The organism is Streptomyces boncukensis, assembly GCF_011045075.1.
Classification (GTDB): Bacteria; Actinomycetota; Actinomycetes; order Streptomycetales; family Streptomycetaceae; genus Streptomyces; species Streptomyces boncukensis.
The window spans coordinates 23,692-30,174 of the sequence record NZ_JAAKZZ010000029.1; the positions used below are offsets into that span (position 1 = coordinate 23,692).

Sequence of the window (6,483 nt, forward strand, 5' to 3'; positions counted from 1 at the left end):
TGAAGTCTTGACCGCCCTCTTACTCGTAAGTAATTTACCGGTCCGAAACATGGTCGCGTATTCCTTTGAACCCCCCGATTTGTTATCGCGTGCCATGAATTCCTGGGCAAGGGGTGCGCGGCAAGCGTTGATGTCCAATTCACGCAACACGAGAGGTATACGGATGAGAGTCCGAGGAAAACGGGCCAGGATCAGGACGGCCCTCGCCGCGGCGACGGCGACCGGTCTCGCGGCCGGCATGCTGAGCGCCCTCGGCGCGGGCACGGCCTCCGCCGAGCCCGCGAGCCTGAAACAGGAGTACAGCTGTACGTTCCCGCTGATCGGCGGGCAGCCCATCACGATCGAAATCCAGGCCGAGCTGCCCACCGAGGTGAAGGTGGGCGAGCGGCTGCCGGCCTTCGAGATCAACACGACCGCCACCGTGCTCAAGGCGGCGGCCGACGGCATGGTGCTGGTCGGCGGCAAGACGCTGGAGGGCAAGGCGACGGCGAGCGTCACTGTCGGCACCCCCGACGGCGACATCGACGCCAAGGTCCCCAACTCCTTCGACGCGACGGAGATCCCCAACCCGACGGCGGACTTCGACCTCGATGTCCGGGGGAACGCCCCGTCGCTCCAGTTCAACAAGGTGGGCCAGGGCACCATCGACGTCACCGGGCTGCACCTGCACGACCTGGAGGTCAAGGACGCCAACGGGGAGACCATCGTCTTCCCCGGCTTCCCCGACGGTCCGTTTGAGTCGGACTGCGAGATGACCTCCTCCGACACCCTGCTGCACTCCTTCACCATCACGGACGACGGCGGCAGCGACCCGAGCGACCCGTCCGACCCGAGCGACCCCTCGGACCCGAGCGACCCCTCGGACCCGAGCGACCCCTCGGACCCGAGCGATCCGTCAGACCCGAGTGACCCCTCGGACCCGTCCGACCCCTCGGACCCGTCCGACCCGGATGACCCCACCGATCCGGGCAACCAGCCGGTCGAGATCGACTTCGACCTGTCCGGGACCTCGAACATCAAGGCCGCCAACGGCGATGTGCCGCTGTCCGGCGGGATCGAGGCGGAGTACGACCTGGCCAACGGCACGTTCGACGCCGATCTGACCCTCGACCCGACCAAGGGCGAGTTCACCATCCTCGGCATCCTCCCCACCACGGCGACGGTGGAGTTCGACCAGGTGGGCCGGACCAGCGGCACGCTCAACACGGCCGGTGACCTCAAGACGCGCAGCGAGATGTATGTGAAGCTGCCCTCCGTCTCGGTCTTCGGGCTGCCGATCGGCGGGGGCGAGGAGTGCAAGACCACGTCCGCCACCGAGATCAAGCTCGCCTCCGAGGGGCGCTTCGACCCCCTCAACGGCGGCAAGATCTCCGGCACCTACACCCTCCCAGGGCTCCAGGACTGCGGGGGCCTGACCGGCATCATCAGCGCCTTCACGGCCGGTGACGGCAACACCATCGACATGGACCTCACCACCCGGAAGTGACACCCCCCTGAGAGCGCCCCGGCCCCCGCGTACACCGCGTCGGGGGCCGGTGGCGTCGTCGGGGCGGCGAGACGAGAGGCGGCGCACATGGGAGCGCGCACCAGAACGGAACGGGTACCCGGGGCCAGGGCCGCGGTCGCGGTCGGCGGACTGCTCGCGGGACTGCTCGGTGCCGTCGGCGCCGGGCCGGCGGCGGCGGACGCCGCGTCGCTGACGCAGACCTATCAGTGTGTCTTCCCGCTGCTGGAGGAGGAGCCGCTGACGGTGCGGATCAGCGCGGAGATACCGGACGAGGTCGAGGTCGGTCGGAGCACCGGACGGCTGGAGATCACCTCCGACGCCACCGTCGGCGCCGACGCGGCCGAAGGGCTGCGCACGGTCGGCGCGACCACGCTGGAGGGCGTGGCCACCGCCGGGGTGACCATCCGCACCCCCGGCGGCGAACTGCCCATCCGCCTGGACAACGCCATCGGCAGAACCGCGGTCCCCGAGCCCGCGGAGGACTTCGGGGTCCGGGCGGAGGGCTGGGCGCCGGCGCTCTACTTCCACGAGCCGGGCGAGGTCCGCATCGACGTCGACAGCCTGCTGCTGACCATGACGCCGAGGGACGCGCACGGGGACCGGACGAGCCTGGACACCTTCGAGGCGGTGTGCACGCTGGACCCGGCCGACCAGGACAGGACGCTGCACACCCTCCGGGTCACGCCGAGGTGACCCGCTCCGGGGCTGCCGAGGGGGTCTCGGCGGGCTGCGCGGGCGCCCGGATCAGCCGTACCAGGCCGGTGACGCGCAGCCAGCACGCGGTGGGGACGAAGACCAGGTCGCCGACGATCGTCACCGCGGAGAACATCGGCAGCCCCATCAGCACACCGATGCCCAGATGGGTGCTGAGCATGACCAGCAGGACGCAGTACTTCAGCCGCCGGTGGAACACCAGGGCGGGGAAGAGCATCTGGGAGAAGACGGTGACGTAGGCCAGCAGCGCGAGCAGGGTGCCGTGCCCGGAGAGCCAGTCGGACAGGGCCGGCCAACTGGAGAAGTCGTCGGAGCGCAGGACGTAGTAGAGGGCTGTGCCGTCCCGCCAGGACTCCCCCTGGATCTTGTACATGGCGGCGGAGCAGTAGACGACCATCACCTGGAGCGCGATCAGCGCCATGCCGCAGTTGTGCAGCACGGTGACTGCGCGCCGCCGGACCTCCTCCGTCTCCTCGCCCCAGCGGGGCACGCGCACACCCCCGTCCGCGCCCCGGGCGCGGGACCGGCGCCGGGCGTCGAGCGACCAGCGGCGGCCCGAGGCACAGCACACCAGGAGGGTGGCGAACAGCAGGCTGAGCAGCTCCCAGCCGCTGTTCGCCATGCTGCCGCGCATATAGAAGGGCACCACCGCGAAGCAGAACAGCACCGCCATGACCCGGGTGTGCCAGCCCAGCATCAGCAGCAGACTGACCGCTGCGGCAGCCGCGTAGAAGCTCCAGAAGGCCGGTGCGCTCCGGGTGTCCAGCAGGGTGTACCACCAGCCGAGCGGGCCGCCGTCCCAGCCTCGCTGCTCCATGACCGTCCGGAACAGCTCCGGGGTGAAGGGCGCCCCCGGGCCCCACAGCCGGTCCGCGTGCCCGATCTCCCGCACCAGGCTGAGCAGATAGAGGCCGGCCAGCCCGATCCGTATCGCCGCGGCGCTGTGGAGACCGAACGGTTCCCGGGTCAGCCGGGACGCGCGGGCACTGAGCCGGCGGCCGGAGGACACCAGCGCCCCGTCCACGTACCGCACTGCCTGGCGTACGGTCATGACGGAACCCTCCAGTGGCCGAGGCTCTGGTAGCGCGGCGGCGCGGTACGCCCCGTGCCGTCGGGGGCGGGGATCCGCGTCGTCCGCACCCGCATGTTGATCCCGCTGCCGGGGTCGGTGCCCCGGTCGCGCAGCCGGGCCAGCACCAGGTTGCGCAGATAGCGGCCGCCGACGGTCCGCTGCGCCGCGGTTCCGGCCTCCGGCCGGCCGGCCCGGTAGCGGGAGAGCGCTTTGCGCAGGACCTGCTGGTCCTCCTTGGAGGGCAGCGGCTGGTGCCGGTACGCCGCGTTGTCCTGTGCGGTGAGGTCGATCCACGGCCCCGGCGTGCCGCCCGGGTTCGTCCGTACCTCCAGATGGACGGTGTACCGCAGCGGGTCCGGTGCGAAGACGCTCCAGTCCTGCGGGAACAGCGGCCGCATCCAGCTTTGGACCTGCTGGCTGCGGCCCTTGGAGAGCGGGAAGTCGGAGGCGACGTACAGCAGCAGCATGCAGGCGTGCGCCAGTGCCAGCCCCACCGCTCCCAGGGCGAACGCCCGCAGGGCTTTCCGCCGTACGCCGGTCAGCGGAACGCCCCGCGGGGCGAGTTCGTCGGGCGGCTGGTTCCCCGGTTCCACGGCCCGTCAGCCCTTCCCGGCCGACGGGGTGCCGGGCGACGGGGAGCCGGCTGGGGGGAGCCGGTCGCAGCCCGGCGCCTGGTCGAAGGCGCGCCTGAGCTTCGGCTCGGCCCGCAGCTCCTGCGCCGGGCCCTGGTAGGCGCCCGTCGCGCGGACCGCGCGCCCCGCGTCCCGCAGCGCCTCCGTCAGCGACTTCCCATCGGTGACCGGCGCCTTGCGCAGCTTGGCCGCCGCCTGGTCGAGGCTCCGCTGCGCCGTGCCCAGCTTGTTCATCGCACGGTCGAAGGAGTCCCGTACGCCCTTCACCGGCGGCGGCCCCTCGCGCTTCATGTTCCGCTCCAGGGTGCCCAGTTCCCGGGACAGGTCCCCCAGGAAGGCGGTGATGCGGCGCTGCGCCGCCTCCGGCTTCCGGTTGTCGATCCGCGGGACCCGCACCTCGCGCCCCCGCTCGCCCAGGTGGCCGCACACGCCGTCGGCCCACGCGACCGCGGGGTCCCGCTCGGGCCGGGAGTCCGCGCCGGAGCCGCAGCCCGCCGCCGCGGCAGCGGCCAGGAGCAGGGCTCCGGCGGCAACACATCTGACCATTTCCGCTCCTTTAGCGTCGGAAGGTGTCGAAGTTGACGATCTTCCAGGCCCCGCCCCGGCGTTCCACGTCCACGGCGAACATCGCCGCCGCGTAGGTCGTGCCGTCCTTCTCCTTCGCGGTGCGGGTGTTGGTCTGGTCGGCGTAGACCAGCACCCGGGCCCGGTCGCCCTCGATGCGCTCCACCCCGCTGTCGGTGACGGTGGTGGTCAGCACCAGCTTCTCCTTCGCGCCCTGCTTCCGGATCCGGGAGAGCAGGTCGCGGTGCTGCCGCACGGCCGCGCCGTCCAGCCAGGTCCGCACCGCCTTGTCCGTGCTGCCGGGCTCGACGTGGTCGTAGGAGAAGAGCGCTCCCACGGCCCGGGTGACCGCTCCGCTGACCGCGCTGGTACGGGCGGTGCCGGTGAGCGCGGTGTTGCGCGCGGCGTCGGTGTCCCGCCGCGCGGACGCCTCGTTCGCCGCCCAGGCGGCGAAAGCGCCCAGCAGCACGGTCGTCGCGAGCAGCACCGCCGCCCACGGAACGGCCCGCCGACGCCGGGCCCGGGGCGCACGGGGCGCCCGGTCCTGCGCGGTGGTGCGGTCGGCGGCGCGGCGTACGCGCTCGTCCGGGTGCCCGGGGTCCGCTGCGGGACGTGCGGTGACCCTCCGGCGACGGTTGATGAGGTGTCGCGTTGTCGACATCGGTGGTGCCCCCTCGTCTCAGTCGCCGCCGCCGGCGCCCTTGCCGCCTTTGCCGTCCTTGCCGCCCTTGCTGTCTCCGTCGCCCTTGTCGCCGTCGGCGGGCGCGTTGCCCGCAGGCGCCTGGCCGAGCGCGCTCAGCTTCCAGCCGCCGTCGCCGGTCCGGCTGACCTGCCCGACCATCCGGCTCTCCTTGGCGGTCGGCTTCTCGTCCGGAGCATCCACGGTGATCCGCAGCGCGATCAGCACCGAGGCCCGCCCCGCCCGGGTGTCCAGCTCCGTCACCGCCCCGGAGAGCACCTCCCCGGTGGTCGTGGTGCGCGCCTCGCGCACCCGCTTCGCGAACTCCGACCGGCCCTCCTTGAGCTGCTGGCGCAGCTCCCCGGTGCTCGACCGCTCCCACCGGTCGAGCCCCGCCGCCAGCTTGCGGTGATCGAGGGTGTTCAGGTTCCGCGCGCCCTGCTCGGCCGCCGCCAGGGCCCGGTCTCGTGCGCGGGCGTAGGCGAGCGTGTCGTCGTGCGCCGCCGCGTACCAGGACCAGCCGGACCAGGCCGCGAACCCGGCGGCCAGCACGGCGAGTACGGCCGCCGTCGTCAGTACCGGGCGGCGTGCCGCCGCCGTCCGCCTCCACGAGAGTGCCATCCGCCGCTGCTCCTCCTCCGCGTCCGCGCCGGTCGTCCTACCGGGCCGTGATCCGGGTGATCCGCCAGGTGCCGCCGTCGAGTTCGGCGGTCATCGAGAGCTGCGCCGCCGTGGTCGAGGGCTTCTTGCCGTCGCGTGCGGCGGTCTGGTCGAGAAAGGCCAGCAGCTGCGCGGTGCCGTCGTGCAGGCTGCGCACCCCGACCCGCACCACGGTCGTCGTCAGCGTGAGCCGCTGCCGGCGTACCCGCTCGCGCACCTGCGCGAAGAGTGTGGCGTACTCCTTGGCCGCCCTCCCGCCGAGCGCCGACTTCGCGTCCTGCCGGGTGGCGTCCAGGCTGTCCGGGCCGTAGCTGAAGATCTTCGCCAGGGTGTTGCTGACGTCGCCGACGGCTCGGTCGGTGGCCTCGGCGTCGGTCAGGGCGCGGTTCTCGGCGGCGGGAGACGCGTTCAGCTGCGCGGTGCGCACGGTCAGTCCGGTGGCGGTGAGCGCGAGGGCGGCGGCGAGCGCTCCGAGCACCCGGGCCCTGCGGCGGGTCATCGCTGCCCCGCCGGGAGGGGGGTGAGGGAGGACAGCAGCCAGCCGCCGCCGGTGCGGTCCAGGCCGGCCTCGAAGCGTTTGCGGTCCTTGCCGGGCTCGCCCTTCCGCGGCTCGACCTCCACCTGGACCGTCGCGACGACCTCGGCCCGCCCGCCC

General features: G+C 72.6%; 8 protein-coding genes. 2 read left to right on the plus strand and 6 right to left on the minus strand.

The window, feature by feature from the left end; all coding sequences use genetic code 11:
- The first annotated feature begins 163 nt into the window (after positions 1–163).
- A complete protein-coding gene (locus G5C65_RS38950) occupies positions 164–1,486 on the plus strand; it encodes a DUF6801 domain-containing protein (protein ID WP_241265555.1) in 1,323 nt (440 codons plus the stop codon).
- A gap of 87 nt (positions 1,487–1,573) precedes the next feature.
- A complete protein-coding gene (locus tag G5C65_RS05020; protein WP_165297383.1) occupies positions 1,574–2,200 on the plus strand; it encodes a DUF6801 domain-containing protein in 627 nt (208 codons plus the stop codon).
- On the opposite strand, the gene G5C65_RS05025 is transcribed toward G5C65_RS05020, so the two are convergent.
- The 6 genes from G5C65_RS05025 to G5C65_RS05050 are packed head-to-tail and all read right to left on the minus strand — an operon-like array spanning position 2,187 to position 6,327.
- Complete coding sequence (locus tag G5C65_RS05025; protein WP_165297384.1) at positions 2,187–3,272, minus strand: HTTM domain-containing protein; 1,086 nt, start codon at positions 3,270–3,272, stop codon at positions 2,187–2,189. The two genes, G5C65_RS05020 and G5C65_RS05025, sit on opposite strands and share 14 nt — an antisense overlap.
- Entirely contained in the window at positions 3,269–3,886 is a 618-nt protein-coding gene (locus G5C65_RS05030) for a DUF5819 family protein (protein ID WP_165297385.1), read from the minus strand. The genes G5C65_RS05025 and G5C65_RS05030 overlap by 4 nt, the downstream gene beginning before the upstream one ends.
- A gap of 6 nt (positions 3,887–3,892) precedes the next feature.
- Positions 3,893–4,471 (minus strand): hypothetical protein, encoded by a 579-nt coding sequence (locus G5C65_RS05035; protein WP_165297386.1) that lies wholly within the window; start codon positions 4,469–4,471, stop codon positions 3,893–3,895.
- A 10-nt stretch (positions 4,472–4,481) separates the two neighbouring features.
- Positions 4,482–5,150 (minus strand): hypothetical protein, encoded by a 669-nt coding sequence (locus tag G5C65_RS05040; RefSeq protein WP_165297387.1) that lies wholly within the window; start codon positions 5,148–5,150, stop codon positions 4,482–4,484.
- Between the two features lie 18 nt (positions 5,151–5,168).
- Positions 5,169–5,789: a hypothetical protein gene (locus G5C65_RS05045; RefSeq protein WP_241265556.1), complete on the minus strand. Its 621-nt coding sequence runs from the start codon at positions 5,787–5,789 to the stop codon at positions 5,169–5,171.
- Positions 5,790–5,826: 37 nt separating this feature from the next.
- On the minus strand, positions 5,827–6,327 hold the full coding sequence (locus G5C65_RS05050; protein WP_165297388.1) for a hypothetical protein: 501 nt from the start codon (positions 6,325–6,327) through the stop codon (positions 5,827–5,829).
- Between the last annotated feature and the right edge of the window lie 156 nt (positions 6,328–6,483).

Coding starts and splice junctions, on each gene's coding strand:
- G5C65_RS38950 (WP_241265555.1), top strand. CDS start 164: ATGAGAGTCCGAGGAAAACGGGCCAGGATCAGGACGGCCCTCGCCGCG.
- G5C65_RS05020 (WP_165297383.1), top strand. CDS start 1,574: ATGGGAGCGCGCACCAGAACGGAACGGGTACCCGGGGCCAGGGCCGCG.
- G5C65_RS05025 (WP_165297384.1), bottom strand. CDS start 3,272: ATGACCGTACGCCAGGCAGTGCGGTACGTGGACGGGGCGCTGGTGTCC.
- G5C65_RS05035 (WP_165297386.1), bottom strand. CDS start 4,471: ATGGTCAGATGTGTTGCCGCCGGAGCCCTGCTCCTGGCCGCTGCCGCG.
- G5C65_RS05040 (WP_165297387.1), bottom strand. CDS start 5,150: ATGTCGACAACGCGACACCTCATCAACCGTCGCCGGAGGGTCACCGCA.
- G5C65_RS05045 (WP_241265556.1), bottom strand. CDS start 5,789: ATGGCACTCTCGTGGAGGCGGACGGCGGCGGCACGCCGCCCGGTACTG.
- G5C65_RS05050 (WP_165297388.1), bottom strand. CDS start 6,327: ATGACCCGCCGCAGGGCCCGGGTGCTCGGAGCGCTCGCCGCCGCCCTC.